18 protein-coding genes and 1 tRNA gene are annotated in these 20611 nt (G+C 63.1%); 7 read left to right on the forward strand and 12 right to left on the reverse strand.

Going from position 1 to position 20611, the window contains the following annotated elements:
- Nucleotides 1–29: 29 nt before the first annotated feature.
- On the reverse strand, nucleotides 30–1262 hold the full coding sequence (locus AC0L18_RS03085) for a hypothetical protein (protein ID WP_473490566.1): 1233 nt from the start codon (nucleotides 1260–1262) through the stop codon (nucleotides 30–32).
- Between the two features lie 338 nt (nucleotides 1263–1600).
- Between AC0L18_RS03085 and AC0L18_RS03090 the strand changes: the two genes are divergently transcribed.
- Nucleotides 1601–1676 (forward strand) — tRNA-Thr (locus tag AC0L18_RS03090).
- A 432-nt stretch (nucleotides 1677–2108) separates the two neighbouring features.
- Here the strand turns inward: AC0L18_RS03090 and AC0L18_RS03095 are convergent.
- From AC0L18_RS03095 to AC0L18_RS03110, 4 genes are all read right to left on the reverse strand, one after another.
- The gene (locus tag AC0L18_RS03095) at nucleotides 2109–2417 is read right to left on the reverse strand and encodes a hypothetical protein (RefSeq protein ID WP_473490567.1); all 309 of its coding nucleotides are present in this window, start codon (nucleotides 2415–2417) and stop codon (nucleotides 2109–2111) included.
- 224 nt (nucleotides 2418–2641) lie between these two features.
- Entirely contained in the window at nucleotides 2642–3340 is a 699-nt protein-coding gene (locus AC0L18_RS03100; protein ID WP_473490568.1) for an outer membrane protein, read from the reverse strand.
- 466 nt (nucleotides 3341–3806) lie between these two features.
- Nucleotides 3807–4643 carry a tyrosine-type recombinase/integrase gene (locus AC0L18_RS03105; protein ID WP_473490569.1) on the reverse strand — a complete coding sequence of 279 codons (837 nt, stop codon included), beginning with the start codon at nucleotides 4641–4643 and terminating at the stop codon, nucleotides 3807–3809.
- A gap of 235 nt (nucleotides 4644–4878) precedes the next feature.
- On the reverse strand, nucleotides 4879–6006 hold the full coding sequence (locus tag AC0L18_RS03110) for a PQQ-dependent sugar dehydrogenase (protein ID WP_473490570.1): 1128 nt from the start codon (nucleotides 6004–6006) through the stop codon (nucleotides 4879–4881).
- 289 nt (nucleotides 6007–6295) lie between these two features.
- On the opposite strand from AC0L18_RS03110, the gene AC0L18_RS03115 reads away from it, so the two are divergent.
- From AC0L18_RS03115 to AC0L18_RS03125, 3 genes are all read left to right on the forward strand, one after another.
- Nucleotides 6296–6721, forward strand: coding sequence for a globin family protein (locus tag AC0L18_RS03115; RefSeq protein WP_473490571.1), 426 nt, complete (start codon nucleotides 6296–6298; stop codon nucleotides 6719–6721).
- 65 nt (nucleotides 6722–6786) lie between these two features.
- Nucleotides 6787–7113: a hypothetical protein gene (locus AC0L18_RS03120; RefSeq protein WP_473490572.1), complete on the forward strand. Its 327-nt coding sequence runs from the start codon at nucleotides 6787–6789 to the stop codon at nucleotides 7111–7113.
- Between the two features lie 127 nt (nucleotides 7114–7240).
- Nucleotides 7241–7774, forward strand: a complete 534-nt coding sequence (locus AC0L18_RS03125) for a DUF2380 domain-containing protein (protein WP_287217706.1) — start codon at nucleotides 7241–7243, stop codon at nucleotides 7772–7774.
- Between the two features lie 75 nt (nucleotides 7775–7849).
- Here AC0L18_RS03125 and AC0L18_RS03130 read toward each other — a convergent pair whose 3' ends face one another.
- From AC0L18_RS03130 to AC0L18_RS03150, 5 genes are read right to left on the reverse strand one after another with little or no spacing between them, the layout of a single operon-like run.
- A complete protein-coding gene (locus AC0L18_RS03130; RefSeq protein WP_473490573.1) occupies nucleotides 7850–8680 on the reverse strand; it encodes a dipeptide ABC transporter ATP-binding protein in 831 nt (276 codons plus the stop codon).
- Nucleotides 8677–9552 (reverse strand): ABC transporter ATP-binding protein, encoded by an 876-nt coding sequence (locus tag AC0L18_RS03135; RefSeq protein WP_473490677.1) that lies wholly within the window; start codon nucleotides 9550–9552, stop codon nucleotides 8677–8679. The genes AC0L18_RS03130 and AC0L18_RS03135 overlap by 4 nt, the downstream gene beginning before the upstream one ends.
- Nucleotides 9553–9554: 2 nt before the next feature.
- Entirely contained in the window at nucleotides 9555–10472 is a 918-nt protein-coding gene (locus tag AC0L18_RS03140; protein ID WP_023802898.1) for an ABC transporter permease subunit, read from the reverse strand.
- 1 nt (nucleotide 10473) lies between these two features.
- Nucleotides 10474–11481 (reverse strand): ABC transporter permease subunit, encoded by a 1008-nt coding sequence (locus AC0L18_RS03145; protein WP_027151636.1) that lies wholly within the window; start codon nucleotides 11479–11481, stop codon nucleotides 10474–10476.
- Nucleotides 11482–11539: 58 nt separating this feature from the next.
- Nucleotides 11540–13132, reverse strand: coding sequence for an ABC transporter substrate-binding protein (locus AC0L18_RS03150; RefSeq protein WP_473490574.1), 1593 nt, complete (start codon nucleotides 13130–13132; stop codon nucleotides 11540–11542).
- 428 nt (nucleotides 13133–13560) lie between these two features.
- Here AC0L18_RS03150 and AC0L18_RS03155 point away from each other — a divergent pair, with 428 nt between their 5' ends.
- Together AC0L18_RS03155 and AC0L18_RS03160 are read left to right on the forward strand one after the other, a co-directional pair.
- Nucleotides 13561–15531, forward strand: a complete 1971-nt coding sequence (locus AC0L18_RS03155) for a long-chain-fatty-acid--CoA ligase (RefSeq protein WP_473490575.1) — start codon at nucleotides 13561–13563, stop codon at nucleotides 15529–15531.
- Between the two features lie 29 nt (nucleotides 15532–15560).
- Nucleotides 15561–16322, forward strand: coding sequence for a class I SAM-dependent methyltransferase (locus AC0L18_RS03160; protein ID WP_473490576.1), 762 nt, complete (start codon nucleotides 15561–15563; stop codon nucleotides 16320–16322).
- Here the strand turns inward: AC0L18_RS03160 and AC0L18_RS03165 are convergent.
- Both AC0L18_RS03165 and pgi read right to left on the reverse strand, forming a co-directional pair.
- A complete protein-coding gene (locus tag AC0L18_RS03165) occupies nucleotides 16306–17028 on the reverse strand; it encodes an HAD family hydrolase (RefSeq protein WP_473490577.1) in 723 nt (240 codons plus the stop codon). The genes AC0L18_RS03160 and AC0L18_RS03165 overlap by 17 nt on opposite strands.
- Before the next feature lie 5 nt (nucleotides 17029–17033).
- On the reverse strand, nucleotides 17034–18677 hold the full coding sequence (pgi, locus tag AC0L18_RS03170) for a glucose-6-phosphate isomerase (RefSeq protein WP_473490578.1): 1644 nt from the start codon (nucleotides 18675–18677) through the stop codon (nucleotides 17034–17036).
- Nucleotides 18678–19023: 346 nt separating this feature from the next.
- On the opposite strand from pgi, the gene pdxR reads away from it, so the two are divergent.
- Nucleotides 19024–20611: MocR-like pyridoxine biosynthesis transcription factor PdxR (pdxR, locus tag AC0L18_RS03175; protein ID WP_473490579.1), on the forward strand; the 1588-nt coding region annotated here is incomplete at its 3' end.

Here is a 20611-nt window from a genome sequence, read left to right on the forward strand (position 1 = left end):
TTCCGATTTTCGGGCCGATGCGTTGAGGCTCAAGGAACAATCGCGACGCGGATCTCGTAGATGTCGACCGACTTGCCCTGCTTGTCGAAGTCGGAATTGATGGCGATGGTGCCGGCAGCGCCCGGACGTTTGTCGGGAAACCGCACATCGAAGAGGTATTCGTTGCGCTCGTGGCCGACCGCGTAGCGCTTGCGGCCGCAGTCGCCGAGTTCGCCGAAATTGCAGTCGACGGAGATCTGCGTCTCCTGGCCCTCCTCGGAGCGGGCGATGATGTCGAACGTGGCGTGCTTGCCGGCGAGTTTGTCCAAGACGCCTTGCTCGACGTCGAAGCTGATCGCCGAACCGGAGGCGCCCGACCGGATGCGAAGGAAAGAACCGCTGTCGTCCTGCATGACTTCGGCCTTGGCATCCGAAGGCGCGCTGACAAGCGTTGGGTCGCTCGGTGAAAACACATTGATCCAGTCGCGCGCCTCATCCGCCTCGCCGGCGTTCAGCGGCGGGGCCGTGTCGCCTGGCGGCGTGAAATCATCATCTTCCACCGTCGGTGGCGTTTGCGGCGGGGCGGTGTCGAGTTCGGCCGCCGACTTGAAGACGCCGGTCTGGGCAGCGAAATAGAGGCCGATGCCGGCGGCTGCAAGCAGCGTCACGCCGAGGAAGATCGCGGTGAGAGGCAGGCGGGGGCCTCTCACCCGCCTGTCGTCGCGGTCGGGCATCACCTCTGCGTCGCCGTCTCCGGCCGATTGGGGGGACGACAAGTCGATCTCCGGCGCATCGGGAAAAGCCGCTTCGGGCATGATGTCGGGAACGACCGGCAAGACGCGCGAGCGCGGCACATCGGAAGCTGGGGGTGCGTCGGAAGCAGGAGGCGCGACCGATGCAGGAGGCTCAGCCGGACCGTCGACAACGACCTCAGGCGGCGGCGCTGGTTCAGCGTCGGCGCCGGCATCCGGTTCGGCATCGGCGTCGGGTTCGGCATCGGCTTCGCTGCCAGCCGGCTGCTCCGCAGCCGGTGCTGCAGCGTCGTCATCGGTCGGCCGGCCGACAGCGGGAACCGCCGGCAGGAATTCGGATTCGATTTCGGTTATCTTGGCCTGCACCGCCTTGCGGCGCTTGATGGCGACTTCCACCGTCACGTTCGGGTTGGCCTGCAGGGCACGATCAAGCGCGGCGAAGGCCGATCGGTAGACCCGCTCGCGAAACGCGCGGTCTTCGGCATTGCCTTTCTCGAAGGCATTCCGGATCGCTTTTTCGATCGCGTCCAACGGGGACCCCCTGCACGTATGGTCACATAGTCATGATCGTTAGCCGCAGGCGACCGATCAATCAACGGGCCAGCGGCCGCATTCTGCCTTGGCGATGCATCGAAAGCCGATTTCGGCGGTTTTCGGTAAAAGAATCAACATTTTTCGCCGGTTTCCCGATGCATCGCCGACGCGACAAGCACAACCTGGCGTTGAGGCTTCGCGCAACCGCATGGCCGGTCGGAGGGGCGGTCGCTTATAGGCCCGGGATGAGCCGACACGAATTGCCAAGTCCCATCTTGAATTTGTGGCGGGTTGCGTCTATCACCCAGCGCATCTTGGAGGCCTTGGCTTCCCGGGCCGCTTTAGCTCAGTTGGTAGAGCACATCATTCGTAATGATGGGGTCAGGTGTTCGAGTCACCTAAGCGGCACCACTTTTTTCCAACAAACTCAACAGCTTACGACCAACAGACCAATGCCGCCGATCAACCTGTTGTCACCGTGTCGCCACCGTGTCACCACTGCATCCAGCGAAGGCGCGCCGGAATGACGCAGCGCCGCCGAGGGGTCCGCAAGACTGGCCCGCGACTGTCTCAGGCTGAGCTGACGGCAGCTCGGAAACAGACCTCCTTCTCGGCGGCGGCGGTCGACCGCATCGTGTCAAAGGTCGCGGCAGCTCTCAAGCGCGGCGTTGCTGCGATCTCGGCAGGGCTCGACCGGCAGCAGCTCGGCCGCGATCTTGACCGCTGGCTGGCCGATTGTCGGACGTTCGCTGATCTAGCCCCATCGAGGCGTCATTCGCTGTACGCTGATCTAGCCCCATCGAGGCGTCATTCGCTGTACGCTGATCTAGCCCCATCGAGGCGTCATTCGCTGTACTTTGTGTAGCAGGCCAGTTCGACTTCGTTGCGGAAGCGTTTCGCGGCGCGCTTGCGCCCTTCGTCCGACGAGTATGCCGGCTGCTCGTAGGCGAACGTGACCATCGCGCGCATGGCTTGATTGATCTCTGGTGTGGTTTCGATCTGGTGGACCTTCGACATCGGCGTGTCGAGTTGCCGTGCCGTCATCAGCGAGTTGGCGGTTTCGCCTATCGTCGCGCAGAGGGAGGCCGGCGTCGCAGCCGGCTCCGGTTTCGTGTGTGCAGTCGCCTGCGACGCCGGTTCCGGCAGTTCCATCGTCGGCTCGGTGGCAAATGCTGAACTCGCGATCAAGGCCGCGGTGGCGGCGCCGGCAGCGGCGGGTCAAGTTGCCTGCTATCGCCCGTCCACGCCTCACGCGGCGGGGAGGGTGTCGAGACCTGAACGGTCGAGACGAAGAAGGGCACGCTCGGAGAAGTTATCTCCTCCGATAATGCCAAGGGAGAGTGAGCGCCGGAACGAGAAACCCGCCCTCGCGACGATCAGAACTTGTAGGCTATACCGAGGCGGACGTCGTGAGTTTCGAGATCGACGTCGTAGTCATCGAATGCAACTGCTCCGGCTCGTTCGTCCCCGTAGTCGGCATAACGATACTCGATCTTGCCGAGCAGATTGTCAGTAAATGCGTATTCCACGCCGCCCCCGATGGTCCACCCAGTCAGGGTCTCGTCCAAAGCGTGTTCGGTCGTGCCAAAGACCGTGTTGCCTACGTCGTAGTGGGCGAACGAAACGCCACCGGTGACGAACGGCAGAAATCGGTCGATCGCGTAGCCGACCCGCGCGCGAACAGACCCCACCCAGTCGATCTCTCCGTCGAAGCTCTGGCCAGCTACCGGATCTCCGGCGGGGTTCAAAAGGGGGCTTGATCCATCGACGTCGGCATAACTTATGTCGGCTTCGACGCCGAGCACCAGCGCGTTGCTGAACTGATAGTTGTAACCCGCATAGACACCGCCGAACCATCCGTCGGGGTCGATTGGGGATGTGAAACCGGGAAAGCCGGTATCCGAGTAGTCGGCGGTGGAATCTCCCCAAAGGTAGCCCGCTTGAAGGCCGACATAGCCGCCAGTCCATACGAATACGCTTGGCGCTTCAATCGCCACGTCCTCAACCACGGCGTCCGCGGCAAAGGCCGTGGAAGCGAGCAGCGAAAACGAAAGTCCTAGCAGCAACTTCTTCATGTGGGCGAGCCTCTTCGTGAAGGTAGGTAGAATTCTAAATTACATTTTTAGCAGCGTTTCTCACAATGCGCAGTTGTACATTTGCAACACAGGCTGGCATTTGTTGCAGTGACAATCGACTTACGGCCATGCGCAGGGTGGTTCGCGTGCTACTGCCGCACCCTGCTACCTATGTTAGGTTCTATCGAAGTTGACTGGAATCGCTTAAGAGGGCGTTAGGATCACGCGAAGAATTTCATCGTGAAATTAAGGGTTTGCGGACGTGCCCGGCATGACGGGCGAGATACCCCTGCTGATACTGGCGCGAGTAGTGGTTGTCGGTGCCGTGCAGCCCCGCCAGCCGGCGCGTCGATGTCGGAGCGGCCACAGAAGGCTCAGGCCGAGCGCGAGGCTTAGGACGATGGAACCCACCACCCGGCGGCTGCGTGCGCCTGCCTGCGGCTCGCAGGCGGCAAGGCGAGCGATTTCATCGGGCCGCCCGCTTCTTCATCGGCAGCAGCTTGCCGGGCGTCTTGCCGGCGAGCGGCGCCGCGATTGGCCCCACCGCACGGTCAGCGGCACGCTGGACGGGCGATGCCTGAAGATGAGCATAGATCGCAGTCGACTGGTGATCGGCGTGGCCGAGGATCGCCCCCGTCATCGCCAGCGTCTCACCGAAGGACACGGAATGCGAGTCGAGCGTGTGGTGCAGGGTGTGCGGCGTGACGCCGGTCAGTTCGGCCTTCTTCACGATCTTTGGCCATAGTCCCTTGGTGCCTTGGAAATGGCGGTTGCCGCGCTCGGCCGGAAACACCCACGGCGACAGGCCATCCGCCTCGCTCGCCTTGGCGTAGCGCGGCAGCGATGCCAGCAGTATCAGAGCTGGTGCCGCGAGCGGCCGGATGCTCCTGCCGGTCTTGCTTGTGGCGAGCCTGAGACAGGCGTGCTTGTCATCGACCTCGCTCCATTTGAGCCCGGCCATCTCATCGCGCCGGCAGCCGGTCAGCGCCCACAACCGCGTGATGTTGAGCGCCTTCGGGTTGACGCCTTCGGCCTCCAGCGCGTCGAGCGCCTTGCCGAGGCGGCGCACCTCGTCGAGGTCGAGGAACCGCGTGCGCTTGCCGTCGACCTTGTTGACCTTCGCCTTCTCGCAGGGGTTCTGCGCCGCCAGCGGTGGCGTGCGGCGAAGCGCAAAGCTGAACATGGCCGAGAGAACTCGCACCACCCGGCGCGCCGCCCCCGCGCCGCCCTTGACGATGATGCGGCGGCGCGGGCCGACCTTCTCGTCCTTGGCGGTCTTGCCGGCGGCGATGTCGCGCACCATGCGTTCGCTATTTAGATGATTTTGAGGTGATCACCGGAAACCCGCAGAAACCCGCTGGGCCATCATTCGTAATGATGGGGTCAGGTGTTCGAGTCACCTAAGCGGCACCACTAATCCACTGATACCATTGCGCTTTCTGTCGTATCGAAACGCAACGTTTCGAATGATTTAAAAATGTGGCAAAAAGTGCGGCAGCGAGGATGGTCGGCCCTTTCGCAAGCGCCACTGCGCGGCATCACTGCGACGCTGCTGCCGGCGTCAGTCGCAATATCTTTCCCGCTGGTTCGTCGGTCAGAGCCATGACCGCGCCGTCGGGAGCTTGCACCACGTCCCGGATACGCCTGCCGAGAGCGAGGACTTCCTCGCCGGCGACCTGCTTTCCATCGATCCTGACACGAACGATGCCTTCCGCCGACAGTCCGCCAATCAAGAGGTCGCCGCGCCAATCGGCAAACATGTCGCCGGTGTAGAAGGTCATGCCGGAAGGCGAGATGACGGGTGTCCAGCTATGGATGGAGTCGGCAAACTCCGGCCGCGTCGACGGTTCGGGGATGCGTTCGCCCGAATAGTGCCGGCCCCAGCTGACCAAGGGCCAGCCGTGATTCCTGCCCGCTTGCGGAATGTTCAGCTCATCGCCGCCGAGCGGTCCCATTTCCGCCGTCCAGAGCACGCCGGTTTGGGGATGGAGCGCAGCACTTTGCACATTGCGATGGCCGTAGGACCAGATCTCGTCGGCGCCGTTCTTGCCGACGAAGGGATTGTCGTCAGGCACGGAACCATCGGGGTTGATGCGGACGATCGTGCCGAGATGATTGTTCGGGTCCTGCGCCTCTCGCATCTTGCCGCGCTCACCGAGCGTGACGAAGAGCTTGCCATCCGGCGCGAATACCAGGCGGGAGCCGTAGTGCAGCCGGCTGGATACGGCTGGTTCCTGCCGGAAGATCACTTCGAAGTTCGAAAGCGCGCTGCCGTTCTCGTCCAGGCGTCCACGGCCGACCGAGGTGGCCGCGCCGCCGCCGCGTTGCTCCGAATAGGAGAGATAAACCGTTCGGTTGTCGGCAAAGTCCGGATCGAGCGCCACATCCAGCAGACCGCCTTGTCCGCTGGCAAGGACGTCCGGCACACCGTCGATCGGGTCGGAAACGGCTTCGTCGGTCGAGACGAGCCGCAGCCGCCCCGGACGCTCGGTGACCAGCAACGCGCCGTCGGGCAGGTAGGTCGCGCCCCAGGGATGCTCGAGCCCTTCGGCAAAGGTCTTGACCGCAACGCGGCCTGTTTCGCTCTCGATGCTGTCCTGCGCGAGCGTGGTCGAGGGCGCACCGAAGGCGAGAAGAAGAGACGAAGCAATGAGTATCCGCAGCATGATTTCTCCATCCGAACGGAGGCATAGGGACCGGCTCCCCGATATAATGACCGACTGCCGATGCAGTTCCAAGCTGGCGCCGCGCCCCAGGTTTTCAGCTATGGTCAGGTCGAGGTCCGCGAGAGTTCGGCCTGGCACTCTCGGCGTGCCTCTCGATAAAGAAGTCAAATGAGCGCGAACTGAAAACCAATTGAGACACAACTGAAACACATCCAGGCGCAGGCGACATGTATACGAAACGCTTTGGGGCGATGGTCGCCGCAAGAGCAGGAACGCAGGAGCGTCGCCGATGACACCCGACCAGACCAGACTTGTCCAGGACAGTTTTCGCGAGATCGTGCCGATCCGCGTGGCCGCCTCCGCGCTGTTCTACGAGCGCCTGTTCGCGATCGACGCGGATCTTCGCGCGCTGTTTCCGGTGACATACATGTCCAAGCAAGGCGCCAAGCTGATAGCGAGCCTCGGCTTCGTCGTGCATGGACTGGACCGAGCCGACACCATCCTGCCGACGGTGCGCGTGCTCGCCAGGCGTCACGTGACTTACGGTGTCGAGGAGCGTCATTACCCGATCGTCGGGCAAGCGCTCATCGAGACGCTGGCGGCCGGCCTCGGCACGGCTTTTACGCCGGCTGTCCGCGAGGCTTGGGAGGCGGCCTACGGGTTGCTCGCCAGCGTAATGATCGCGGCTGCCCGTGAGGATCAGCTCGCCGCGTAATTTTTGGGGATGCAGCCGCAGGCGACCACCCACCCAAACGACAATTCCAAATGGAGAGAAACACGATGTTCAGATACACAGCACTTGCGGCGCTTTGCGTCGTGGCAGGTTCCGCTTCTGCCGGCGAACTCACGGCCCGTCAGGGTGGGACCGTCGATCTCGGAAATTTTCATGGCGTCGTCTACTACACGGAGGCGGATGACGGCTACCGGGTGGTCACCACGATGGCGGCGGGCGAAGAAAACCTGCCAGTACGCTTCGTCGCGACCCTCAGCGAGGGCCAGGCGTTCGTGATCTCGGTCCCGGGCGCGTTGACAGGGGCCGGCCAGGCACTCGAAATCTCGCGCGCCAAAGGCAAGCTGGTTGTCGCGGAGGTGGAGTCCACCCAGTAACGGGTTGAAAGTTGACGTCGCGACGCAACCGGGTAGTCTGCGCCCGCTTCCGCGTCTTCCAACAGCGCGAAGAGACAAATCGGCACCGTCATTGGGATGGGTATCGTCCTAACCTCGGAGAAACGAGATGCTCAAGGTGCAAAGTGCGGAAGTTCGATTTCGACTTTTTGAGTGTGGACAATTTTTCCTGATCCTGATGGGCGCTGGTCTACTTGCGCCGGCCGCTTTTGCCGATGTCGTCGAGCCAGCGACCCTCGCTGTCGCGGATTTCGAGTTCAGGGATACATCAGGCGAAGTCAGGGACCAGACCGCCGAACACGAAGCGCGACTGAAGGCATTTGGCGTTGCGTTGCAGGATGGCCTTTCGGAGAAGATCAAGCTCGTCGCGTTACCCTGTCAGGCAGAACAGTGCACGATCAAGGACCCCGGCCTTGTCGATCTCTCGAAACAGGCAAAAACAGCCAGCGCGAAATATCTCCTGATCGGTCAGGTGCACAAGATGAGCACGCTGGTCGGCTGGGTGAAGTTTGCAGTGCTGGATTTGAGCAACAACAAACCTGTCTGCGATCGATACCTGACTTACCGGGGAGATACCGACGAAGCATGGCGGCGAGCAGCAGAGTTCACCGCGCGTGACGTCGAGAAGCACTGCATTCCGTAGGAATCGCGGTCGCTGCAGCCTTTGATCAGCCGGCGCCCTGAACCTCAGCATGGGCTGGGTACCGCAATTGCGGCGTCAGGCGGCCTTCTTCTTCGCCAGCCTCGCCTTGATGCTGGCGACATCGGCGCGCGGCGTCGCCGCGAACAGCGTCTTGGTGTAGCTGTGCTTGGGGTCGGCAAAGACCTCGTCGCGCGAGCCGTATTCGACGGCCTCGCCGTAATACATGACCATCACATCGTCAGCGATGTAGCGCACCACCGACAGGTCGTGGCTGATGAAGACATAGGTCAGCTCGAACTCGTCCTGCAGGTCGGCGAGCAGGTTGAGCACCTGCGCCTGCACCGACAGGTCGAGCGCCGAGACCGGTTCGTCGAGCACCAAAAGGCTCGGATTGAGCATCAGCGCGCGGGCAATGGCGATGCGCTGGCGCTGGCCGCCCGAGAACATATGCGGGTAACGGTTGTAATGCTCCGGTCCGAGGCCGACCTTCTTCAGCATCTTCATGGCGAGATCGCGCCGCTCGTCGGCTGGCGTGTCGGTGTTGATGAGCAGCGGCTCGCCCAGCACGTCGCCGATCTTCTGGCGCGGATTGAGCGAACCGTAAGGGTTCTGGAAGACGATCTGCACCTTGCGGCGCATCTCCTTCGTCAGCCCATCCCTGGCGATGTCGACCTTGTTGCCGTCGATGAAGAGCTCGCCCGCCGTCGCGGGATCGATCAGGGTTATGATACGTGCGAGCGTTGACTTGCCGCAGCCGCTTTCGCCGACGATGGCCAGCGTCTTGCCCTTTTCGACGCTGAACGAAACGCCCTTGACCGCGTGCACCGTGCGCGAGGGGCGAAACAGGCCGCCGCCGACATGGTAGTCGCGCACGATGTTCTTGCCTTCGAGAACCGCCACGCTCATGACGCGGCTCCCGTCGCAGGCCCGCTTCCCACGGCAGACGGAGCCGGTTCGAACAGCATGTCGGAAATGGTCGGCAGCCGGTCGCCGACGGCGTTTTCCGGCAGCGCCGACAGCAGCGCCCGGGTGTAGTTGCTCTTCGGCTGCTCGAACAGCGACAGAACGTCGGCCTCTTCCATCTTGCGGCCCTTGTACTGGACGATGACGCGGTCGGCGGTCTCGGCCACGACGCCCATATTGTGGGTGATCATGATCAGCCCCATGCCGTATTTGGCCTGCAGGCCGACCAAAAGGTCGAGAATCTGCTTCTGGATGGTGACGTCGAGCGCGGTGGTCGGCTCATCGGCGATCAGCAACTTGGGGTTGCAGGCGATGGCGATGGCGATCATGACGCGCTGGCACTGGCCGCCCGACATCTGATGCGGGAACGAGTTCAGCCGCTCTTCCGGATCGGCGATGCCGACCAGCTTCATCAGCTCGATGGCGCGGGCCCGACGCTGGGCGCGGTCCATGCCCAAATGGAAGCGCAGCACCTCCTCGATCTGGAAACCAGCGGTGAAACACGGGTTGAGGCTGGCGATCGGCTCCTGGAAGATCATCGAGATGTCCTTGCCGACGATCTTGCGGCGCTCGGACGGGCTGAGCTCAAGCAGGTCGATGCCGTCGAAGGCCATGCGATCGGCCTTTACCGTCGCCGTGTTCGGCAACAGCCCCATCACCGCCAGCATCGCCACCGATTTGCCGGAGCCGGATTCGCCGACGATCGCCAGCACCTCGCGCGGCTCGATCGACAGGTCGATGCCTTGCACGGCCATGAACGGTCCGGCGGCGGTATCGAACGACACGGTGAGGTTCTTGATGTCGAGAAGAGGCATGGTCACGACCGCTTCAGCTTGGGGTCGAAGGCATCGCGCAGGCCATCGCCGATCAGGTTGATGGCGAGCACCGTGATCAGGATGGCAAGGCCGGGGAAGGTCACCACCCATGGCGCGCGCAGGATGAACTCGCGCGCCGTGGCCAGCATTGTACCCCATTCCGGCGTTGGGGGCTGCGCGCCGACGCCAAGGAAGCCGAGAGCCGCGGCCTCGAGAATGGCGTTGGAGAAGGACAGCGTCGCCTGCACGATCAGCGGCGCCATGCAGTTCGGCAGGATCGTCTTCACCATCAGCCTGAGATGGCTGGCACCGGCCACCTTGGCGGAGATCACATACTCGCGGTTCTTTTCGGCCATCACCGCCGCACGGGTGAGCCGCGCGAAATGCGGCTGCAGCACCAGAGCGATCGCCAGCATGGCGTTGAACAGGCCGGGTCCGAGGATCGCCACCAGAACCAGGGCAAGCAGCAGCGACGGGAAGGCCAGGATGACGTCCATGACGCGCATGATCAGCGTATCGACCCAGCCGCGGAAATAGCCGGCGAGCACGCCGAGGACGATGCCGCTGGTCAGCGAGAAAACAACGACGACCAGACCGATGAACAGCGAGAACCGAGCCCCGAAAATCAGCCGCGAAAGCATGTCGCGGCCAACGGCGTCGGTGCCGAGCAGGAACGTCGATCTGCCGCCCTCCTGCCAGGCCGGCGGCGCCAGCAGCGCATCGCGGAACTGTTCGTCAGGCGAATGCGGCGCGACCAACGGCGCGAAGATCGCCACCAGCACCAGCGCAGTGAACACGACCAGGCCGATGACGGCGCCGGTGTTCATCGAGTAGTAATGCCAGAACTCGGTGAAGGCGCGTTGCCGGCCGCCGGTCGGAATGGAGGCGGCGGTGGCTTCTGCCGTGGTTTGGTCGGTCATCTCACTGCACCCGGATACGTGGGTTGATGACGGCGTAGAGCACGTCGACGATCAGGTTCACCGCCATGACGATCAGCGCGATGATCAGCAAGCCGCTCTGGACGACAACATAGTCGCGCTTGGCGATCGCGTCGATCATCCACTTGCCGATACCGGGCCAGGAAAAGATCGTTTCGGTCAGGATGGCGCCCGCCATCAGCGTGCCGACCTGCAGGCCGATGGTGGTGACGACGGGGATCAGCGCATTGCGAAAAGCGTGGAGCCCGATGACGCGACGCGGCGCCAGACCCTTGGCGCGGGCGGTGCGGACGTAGTCTTCGCCCAGCACCTCCAGCATCGCCGACCGCGTCTGGCGCGCTATGACGGCGAGCGGGATTGTCGCCAGCACGATCGCCGGCAGGACAAGATGACTGGCGGCGGACCTGAAAGCGCCGCTCTTGCCGGAGATCAGGCTGTCGATCAGCATGAACCCCGTCGTCGGCTTGAAGAAATATTGAAGGCCGATGCGGCCGGAAACCGGCGTCCAGCCGAGATAGCCGGAGAAGAAGATGATGAGCAGCAGTCCCCACCAGAAGATCGGCATCGAATAGCCGGTCAGCGCCACGCCCATCGTCGCCTGGTCGAACCAGGATCCGCGCTTGACCGCGGCGAAGATGCCGGCGGGAATGCCGATGAGCACGGCTATGATCAGCGCGATCGTCGCCAGTTCCAGCGTCGCCGGAAACAGCGCCTGGAATTCACCGAGCACCGGCCGCTTGGTGGCGAGCGATATGCCGAAGTCGCCGGTCAGGACCCTGCCGATATATTCCAGATACTGGACGACATAAGGCCTGTCGTAGCCAAACCGCTCGACAAGCTCGGCGTAGCGTTCGGGGCTGACGCCGCGCTCGCCGGCCAAGGCCGTGATCGGGTCGCCCGGCAGAAGCCGGACGAAAGCGAACGCCGCCAGCGATATGCCGAACACGGTCGGGATGATCAAGGCGAGCTTGTGGAGGAGATAGCGGAGCATCTTGCTTCATAGAACGGCGGCGCTTTAAGTCCAGCGTCGCCGTTCTATTTCTCAGCAGTTATTCGGCGACGTCGACGCCGTCAAACCGATGAATGCCGAGCGGATCCATGACGAAGCCCGTAACTTTCTTGTTCATCGGCATGAAGACCTTGGAATGGGCGATGGTCAGCCACGGCGCGTCACGCTTGAACACGACCTGAGCCTCCTCGTAGATCTTGGTGCGCTCGGCGACATCGGTGGTCGCCTTGCCCTTCTGCAACAGGGCTTCGAACTCCTGGTTGCACCAGATCGCATAGTTGGACTGGCCGATGGCATCGCAGCCGAGCAGGAACAGGAAGTTGTCCGGGTCGCCATTGTCGCCGGTCCAGCCGAGCTGGAAGGCGCCGTCACGGTCCTTCTGCTTGCCGCGTTCGCGATACTCGGTCCATTCGTAGCTGACGATCTCGGCCTTCACGCCGATTTTGGCGTAGTCGGCCTGGATCAGTTCCGCGACCCGTTGGGCATTCGGATTGTACGGGCGGCTGACCGGCATTGCCCAGATCTTCATCGACAGATCCGTGACGCCGGCATCAGTCAGCATCTTCTTGGCCGCGTCCGGATCGTACGGATCGTCCTTGACCTCCTTGTTATAGGACCACATCGTCGGCGGGATCGGGTTTATCGCCGCCTGGCCAGCGCCCTGATAGACCGCATCGAGAATGGCCTGCTTGTTGACGGCCATGTTGAGGGCCTTGCGGACCTCGACCTTGTCGAAGGGCGCCTGCGTCGTGTTGTAGGCCATGTAGCCGATGTTCAGGCCTTCCTGCTCGTCGACCTTGAGGTTCGGGTCGGCCTTCAGGCCGGCAATGTCGGCCGGCGCCGGGTACGACATGATATCGCACTCGCCCGCCTTCAGCTTCTGCGCGCGCACGGCCGGATCGGTCGTGATGGCGAAGATCAGATCGTCGATCTTCTGGCGGCCGCCATAGTAACCGTCCCATGCCGCGTAGCGGATGACCGCGTCGACCTGGTAGTCGACGAACTGGAACGGACCGGTGCCGATCGGCTTCTGGGTGAATTGCTGCCTGGTGCCGGCCTTGTCGAGCTGGTCGGCATATTCCTTGGAGACGATCGAAGCGAAATCCATGCCGAGATCCGGCAGGAAAGCGACCTCAGGCTTGTTCAGCACGAATTTCACAGTCAGGTCGTCGACCTTGACGATCTCCTTGAGAAGATCCGGGAAGCCCATGCCGGCAAAATACTCCCAGCCGGTGCCTGTTAGATAGTCGAACCACGGGTTTTCCTTCTTCCACTGGCGTTCGAAGGAGAAGATCACGTCGTCGGCGTTGAGATCGCGCGTCGGCGTGAAGTAGTCGGTGGTCTGGAACTTCACGCGCGGCCGAAGCTTGAACGTGTATTCGAGACCGTCGTCGGAAACCGTCCAGCTCTCGGCGAGGCCAGGCGTGATGGTGGTCTTGCCGTGTTCGAACTCGACCAGGCGCGAATAGATGGTGCGCGACGACGCGTCGAAATCGTTGCCACCGCTCCACGGCGACGGGTCGAAGCCGGCCGGCGACGCCTCCGAGCAGTAGACCAGCTGTTTCGCATTGGCCATGCCGCCGAGGACGCTTGCGGCCAGCAACGCGGCCGCAAAAGTCAGTTTCTTTTTCATGGAGGACTCCCTGATGTTCTTCCAAGCCCCTCTATCAGGCTCGTGAAGCGCGCATATAAGCACCGTTTTTCCGGCTTTGGAACACCCCGTTTGCCTACCCCATGGGAAGCAGAATTTATTTCTGCGCACTCGCCAAAAAGGAGAAGGAAATGTCAATTACCGCCTATCACGGTAATGTTAACGACTGCATTTTTTTATTGATCTTCAACCCGGCGTTGGTGAGGAACTGCGACCTTCGGCTGGTCGTTGCCGCGGACGATTTCTTCCCACCTTGCCGCGGGGGCAGACTTGCACGGCTGCCGATAGTCGCAATACATAGATGACAGGCTGGATTTCCTGGATGCCGGCAGCAGCGGAGGACGTCTCTGTCATTCGGAGGCGACGCGGCGAGCAGGCAGAGACAATAAGAACAATCGAGGGAGGGACGAGTGGCAAAAACACCAAGGACGACGGCACCAGCGACAGCCAAGGCCAAACCTGCTGCGCAACCGGCTAGCCCCGACAAGCCCCCGACAAGCCAAGGGCCAAAGGCGCCGACGGCCAAAACCAAGCCGAAGGCGGCCGCGGTGTCCACCAAGACCAATGTATCCGCGAAGACCAATGTATCGCCGAAGCCTGGCGCAAAGCCCGCCGCCGTCAAACCGGCGGCGAAGGCGGCACCGACAGCGGCTGCATCGACGTCAAACCCAGGTCCGGCCACAAGGTTGCCGAATGTGGTTGCCGCCGGATTGCCGGAAAAACCCTGGCTCAAAAGCTATCCGAAAGTCGTTCCGGCCGAGATCGGCACTCTGCCCTTCGGCTCCATCGGCGATTTGCTCGCCGACGTCTGCAAGCAGTACGCCAGCCGGCCCGCCTTTACCTGCATGGGCAAGACCATCACCTATGCGGAAGTCGAGCGGCAATCGGCCGCCTTCGGCGCCTATCTGCAATCGACGGGACTGCCGAAAGGCGCACGCGTGGCGCTGATGATGCCGAACGTGCTGCAATATCCGGTGGCGATGATGGCAGTGCTGCGCGCCGGTTATGTCGTGGTCAACGTCAACCCGCTCTACACGCCGCGGGAGCTGGAACATCAGCTCAAGGATTCCGGCGCGCAAGCCATCGTCATTCTCGAGAATTTCGCCAGCACCTTGCAGGCGGTGATCGCCAAAACGGCGGTCAAGCATGTCGTGGTCGCGGCGATGGGCGACATGCTTGGCGGCCTGAAGGGGGCGATCGTCAATCTCGTCGTGCGCCGCGTGAAGAAGATGGTGCCGGCCTGGTCGCTGCCGGGCCATGTCAAATTCAATGCCGCGTTGAAGGCAGCCGCCGGCATGAATTTCAAGCCGGTGCATGTCGCTGCCGACGACGTCGCCTTCCTGCAATATACCGGCGGCACCACCGGCATCTCGAAGGGCGCGGTGCTGCTGCACAGCAACGTGCTGGCCAACGTGGCGCAGAACGCGCTGTGGATCGAGGACGCCTTCACGGTCAAGCCAAAACCGGCGCATCTCAACTTCATCTGCGCGCTGCCGCTCTATCATATCTTCGCGCTGACGGTGAACGCACTGATGGGCATGCAATTGGGCGGCCAGAACATACTCATTCCCAATCCGCGCGACATTCCCGGCTTCGTCAAGCAACTCGGCAAATACCCGATCCACATCTTTCCAGGCCTCAACACGCTGTTCAACGCGCTGCTCAACAATGAGGATTTCCGCAAGCTCGACTTCAAGCCGCTGATCCTGACGCTGGGTGGCGGCATGGCGGTGCAGAAGGGTGTCGCCGAACGCTGGAAGGCGTTGACCGGCTGCCCGGTCACCGAGGGCTACGGGCTTTCGGAAACCTCGCCGGTGGCCACCGCCAACACATTCAGCGACGGCAACTTCACCGGCACGATCGGCCTGCCGCTGCCCTCGACCGAGATCGCCATCCGCGACGAAGACGGCAATGATTTGCCGCCCGGCGAAGTCGGCGAGATCTGCATCCGCGGACCGCAGGTGATGGCCGGTTACTGGAACCGGCCGGACGAGACCGCCAAGGTGATGACCAAGGACGGTTTCTTCAAGTCGGGCGACATGGGCTTCATGGACCAGCGCGGCTACACCAAGATCGTCGACCGCAAGAAAGACATGATCCTTGTGTCCGGCTTCAACGTCTATCCGAACGAACTCGAGGAAGTGGTGGCGCTGCATCCGGGCGTGCTCGAAGTTGCCGCGATCGGCGTGCCGGACGAGCATTCAGGCGAGGTGCCGAAGCTGTTCGTCGTCAAGAAGGACCCGTTGCTGACCGCAGAGGTGCTGACTGTGTATTGCCGCGAGAACCTGACCGGTTACAAGCGGCCAAAATACATCGAGTTTCGGACCGAACTGCCGAAGACGCCGGTCGGCAAGATCCTGCGGCGGGCGTTGCGGGAATAGGAAGAATTTGGGCGGGAATAGGGACAATTTTGGCCGATAGCCTTACTGTCGACGACGCGGCGGATACGCTTTCCCGCCCCGATCCGCTAACGTTCATCAAGGCGAACATGCGTATCGCCCCTGTTGCCGCGCTTCCCGAAATCCGGCTTTATGCAGCCCATCCAGCGAGCGGACTGTGGCGGCTGACGCGTCCACAAGGACGAGCAGCCGAGCCGGAAGAAGAAGCAAACGAAGCCGACGAGGATGGCCCCGATCCGCAGCCTCCTTACTGGGCCTATGCCTGGGCCGGCGGCGCGGTGCTTGCCCGCTACATCCTCGATCGACCGGAGACCGTGGCTGGGCTTCGCGTGCTCGATCTCGGCGCCGGGTCTGGCCTCGTCGGTATCGCCGCGGCAAGGGCCGGCGCCAGTGAAGTGATTGCATCCGAGATCGACCGCAACGGCGTCGCCGCGCTCGGTCTCAATGCGGCGGCGAACGGCGTCGCAATCACGGTCGTCGGCGAGGACATCACCGCTGGTCCGCCGCCGCCAGTGGACGTCGTGGCAGCCGGCGACTTGTTTTACCGGCAAGATCTCGCCGACCGGGTCATCCCCTTCCTCGACCGCTGCCTGGCCGCCGGCATCAAAGTGCTGATCGGCGACCCGGGCCGCGCCTACTTGCCCCGCTCGCGGCTTCACCTTCTGGCCAAATACCAGGTGCCGGATGTCGGCCAAGGCACGGCGACGAAGCCTAGCGGCGTCTTCTCGTTCGAGCCGGAGCAACTCAGAGGCGAGTTCAGATCGTCTCCTTGACCTTTGCCGAAAGAAAGTCGGGCAGATCGGCAACCGAATCCAGAATGACGTCGGCGATCTGCGACAGCGATTCCCGCGTGCCGGTGCCGGAAAGCACGCCGATCGCCAGACCGCAGCCGCCGGCCCGCGCCATCTCCAGATCGTGGCGATTGTCGCCGACCACGGCGATCGCGGCAGGCCTCAGGCCGGTCAGGTCCGAGAAGGCGAGGATCGTGTCGGGCGCCGGTTTCGGATTGGCCACCGCGTCGTAACCATAGGCGGCGTCGAACAGCTGCGCGACGCCCAGCGTCAGCAATGTCTTCTCCGCGCCAGTGGTCGAATCGTTGGTGGCGACGCCGAGCCGGTAGGATTTCCTGTGAAGAACGCCAAGCGTCTCGACGATGCCCGGCAGCGCCACCGCCATCGATGAGCCCTGCACCGACGTGATCTCGTTGAAGCGGGCGACGGCAAGCATCTGGTCTTCATCCGACAGTCGCGGAAACCAAAGCTCGACGACATCCATGTTGGTGCCGGAGGCAAAGATGGAATCGGGCTTGAAGCGTTTGGTGGCGAAATCGTAGCCCGCCGCGGCAAGCAGCCTGTCGGCCCTCCAGCGGTCGCCCTCCGCCGCATCCATCGCCATGAAATCGGCAACGCCGAGCCACGTCGCGTTGAAGTCGACAAGGGTGCCGTCCTTGTCGAACAATATTCCTTTGATCTCGGCCAAGCCGCTTACTCCGATCCGCGCAATCGATGGATGTGTCCCACCAGTCCGGCAGTCGAAGCGTCCCGCTTTGCGGCATTCTCCTTGCCTTCCACGACAGGCAGTAGCCCGGTCGCCAGTTCCTTGCCCAGCTCGACGCCCCATTGGTCGAAGGAATTGATGTTGAAGAGCGTGCCCTCGACGAAGACGCGGTGCTCATAGAGCGCGATCAGCCGTCCGAACGTATGCGGATCGAGTTGTCTGTAGAGGATCGTCACCGAGGGCCGGTTGCCGGAGAAGACGCGATGCGGGGCGATCCTGTCGACCTCGGTGGGCGCAATGCCCTTTGCCAGCATCTGCGCACGCGCTTCCTCCAGCGTGCGACCCTTCATGAACGCCTCCGACTGCGCCAGGCAGTTGGCGAGCAACAGGTCGTGGTGATGCTTGAGATCCGGCTCATGGCCGATGGCTGCGGCGAGGAATTCGACCGGAATGAAATCGGTGCCCTGGTGCAGCAGCTGGAAGAAGGCGTGCTGGCCGTTGGTGCCCGGCTCGCCCCAGACCAGCGGGCCGGTCGGCGTGGTGACAGCGCCGCCGTCGAGGGTGACGCTCTTGCCGTTCGATTCCATATCGAGCTGCTGCAGATAGGCCGGCAGCCTGGACAGGCGCTGGTCGTAGGGAATGACGGCGCGGGCGAGGTATTGGCAGATCACCCGATGCCACCAGCCGATCAGCCCCATCAGCGCCGGCAGGTTGCTGGCCAGCGGCGCCGTCTGGAAATGTTCGTCCATCGCATGCGCGCCATCGAGAAAAGCGCGAAAATTCTTCGGGCCGACGGCGATCATCACCGGCAGGCCGATCGCGCCCCACACCGAATAGCGTCCGCCGACCCAGTCCCAGAAGCCGAAGACGCGGTCGGACGCAATGCCGAACTTGGCCACCAGGTCGAGCGCCGTCGAGACGGCGGCGAAATGCTTGCCGACCGCTTCCTTGCCGAGCGCCTTCTGCACCCATTCGCGCGCCGTCTCGGCATTGGTCATCGTCTCGATCGTGGTGAAGGTCTTGGAAGCAACGATGAACAGCGTGGTTTCGGCGGAGAGGCCCTTCAGCGTGTCGTGGATATGGGCGCCATCGATGTTCGACACGTAATGCGTGCGCGGCCCGTCGTGATAGGGCGCCAGCGCCAGCGTCGCCATGGCCGGGCCAAGGTCGGACCCGCCGATGCCGATGTTGACGATGTCGGTGATTTTCTTGCCGGTGGCGCCGGCCGCCTTGCCGGAGCGCACGGCATCGGCGAAGCCGCCCATCGCATCGAGCACGGCGATAACCTGCGCCTTCACGTCCTGGCCGTCGAGCACGATGCCCTTGCCGTTCAGGTTGCGCAGCGCGGTGTGCAGCACGGCGCGGCCTTCGGTGACGTTGATCTTCTTGCCCGAGAACATCGCCGCGCGCCGGCCTTCGAGATCCGCGGCGGCCGCCAGCTGCTCGAGCAGAACCATCGTCTGCGCATCGACCGCGCATTTCGACCAGTCGAGCAGCAGGTCGCCGTCGGTGGCGGAGAATTTTTCGAAGCGCTGCGGATCGGCGGCGAAGGCCTCGCGCATGCTGCCCGATTTGGCCGCACGGTGATCGCGCAGGGCGTCGAGTTGTTTCTGAAAGGACGATTGATCCACTGCCTCACTCCGAGCCTTGAAATGCCAACATAACAGACCGGGTGTTTCCGGCGCGTGTCGTCGCGGCGAACTATCTAGCCGAAATCCACTGGTTTCAATGCGCCGCGATGACGCGTTGCGTCAGGCAGGGGATGACGCAAGGCGTCACGGTGGGGATGACGCCTTGCGTCAGGCAGCGGCATGACGCTTTGCGTCACCAGCGGGACGACGCTTTGGTCACCCTTGGGAAGGATCACTGGCGTAAATCCCAGCGATCAGAAAAATTGATTGGCGCAACAGCTTGTGCCACCGGTACATTCGACTGGTCCAGCCAGATGAAAAATGCTGGCCATCGAGGAACATCCCCATGCCACAGCGAAACGACACGGCCATATGGTCCGGCCTGTTCCGGATTTCGGCGGAATCCGGCCAGACCCTGCAGGCGCAGATCCGCCAAGCGATCGTCGCCGCCATCCTCGACCGGCAAATCGCCGCTTCGATGCCGCTTCCGTCCTGCCGGATCCTGGCCGAGAAACTCGGCGTGGCGCGCGGCACCGTGGTGCTGGCCTTCCAGCAGCTCGTCGACCAGGGTTTTCTGGTGGCGCGCGAACGGCGCGGCCATTTCGTCAATCCGGACGTGCTGGCGACGCCTGCCAAACCGCACCAGAAGGCGCCAGACCAGGCCAACGAGATCGACTGGAAGGCGCGCCGGCAGATCGCGGCCAGCGACATGCCGCCGCCGGCCAAGCACGACAACTGGATCAAGTCGTCCTACCCCTTCGTCTATGGCCAGTTCGATCCGGCACTGTTCCCGACCGCCGAGTGGCGCGAGTGCAACCGCATGGCGCTGGCCGTGCTCGAGATCCGCAATTGGGCGTCCGACATGGTTGACCGCGACGATCCGCTTTTGATCGAGCAGATCCAGGCGCGGCTGTTGCCGCGGCGCGGCATCTTCGCCAATCCCGATGAGATCATCGTCACGCTCGGCGCGCAGAACGCGCTCTACATGCTGGCGACATTGCTGATGACCAAGGGCTCCAAGGTGGCCATGGAAGACCCCGGCTATCCCGACGCACGCTCGATCTTCCGGCTGGCGGGCGCGGACGTCGCACCGGTCCCGGTCGACCATTCCGGCATTGTAACCGCTTCTATTCCCAGCGATTCCGGCTTCGTCTTCGTGACGCCCAGCCACCATTGCCCGACCATGGTGCCGCTGTCGGCGGAGCGCCGGCAGGATTTGCTGGCGCGGGCCAATCGCCACAACCAGATCATCATCGAGGACGGCTATGACAGCCAGCTTCTGGACGAGGCGCCGCAGCAGGCGCTGAAGAGCCTCGACCGTTCCGGCCGCGTCATCTATGTCGGCTCGATGTCGAAGACGCTGGCTCCGGGTCTGCGGCTCGGCTACATCGTCGCCTCGGCCGGGCTGATCTCCGAGCTTCGCGCGCTGCGTCGCTTCATGCTGCGTCATCCGCCGGCCAACAACCAGCGCGCGGTCGCGCTGTTCCTGTCGCTTGGCCATCACGAGGCGCTGGTGCGGCGGCTGTCGAGTGCCTTCGATGAACGGCGCAAGCGCCTGATCCACGCGATCTCCGCCTTCCTGCCGGAGTGGCGCTCGACAGATTCCGCCGGTGGCGCGTCGCTCTGGCTCGAAGGGCCGCGCGGCACCGATTCGCGCGGGCTGGCCGAGGCCGCCGCCTCGCGCAGCGTCATCATCGAGCCCGGCGACCGCTTCTTCGACCGCACCGAAAAGCCGTCACGCTTCATGCGGCTGGGCATCTCCTCGATTGCGCTGCAGCACATCGAGCCCGGCATCCGCGAACTGGCGACGGCGGCCGGGGGCCGGCCCGCCCCCCCCCGATTGCGCGGGGGGGGCGGGGCCCCCCACCCGTGTTTTTGCCCCCCGGAAAATAGGCGGGGAACGGGGGGGGAAATGGGGTTGCAAATACCGCGGG

It is taken from the genome of Mesorhizobium sp. WSM4819 (assembly GCF_055811215.1).